1 pseudogene is annotated in these 562 nt (G+C 46.4%); it reads right to left on the reverse strand.

Going from position 1 to position 562, the window contains the following annotated elements:
• Positions 1-83: 83 nt before the first annotated feature.
• Positions 84-562: pseudogene (locus tag ACTHUR_RS16870) on the reverse strand (type III-B CRISPR module RAMP protein Cmr1); the annotation flags it as partial.

The following is a 562-nucleotide window of genomic DNA, read 5'->3' on the forward strand; positions in this document are numbered from 1 at the left end:
CCGTCTTGCCGAAGCGATAAACCCCTGTACGGGACCGATGGATAGGGTTAAAGCGTATTGAGTCATTTCAGTTTTCCTCTTTTTTATTTCGTAAAATAATTCAAAAACGCATCAATTGGATTACCACCACCGTTTTCACTTAACGGCTTAACTTGCCGTGCCTTACTTTCCTCCCACAGCGTTACTGGGTGTACAGTTCCCTTGTTTTGTTTTTTTAATTCGACAGAAACATTCAAAACCTTATCCAAAGGCAGGCTCAATGCGGCAGCCTGAAAACCTCCCTTGCCATCCCCAACAGGGCGAATAATTAAAGGGCTGGCCATACGTTCCTTGCATTTAGGCTGTAATGTTGTATCTGTTGGCTCATCACCGCCAACAAAATGAAAAATAATCGGCATACCGAATACGCCACGCGCAAATAAATCTCCGGCAGGATGTTCCGGCCTGTGCCGGTCAGAATGTGTTCGCGTTATACGACGAATTTCATCAGATTCCGCCCAACGGCTGCGACCGGCAGGTTTCGTCGTATCAGATGAGGGATGATTGCGTCCAATACCTACAC

It is taken from the genome of Neisseria sp. P0021.S007, from assembly GCF_051956855.1.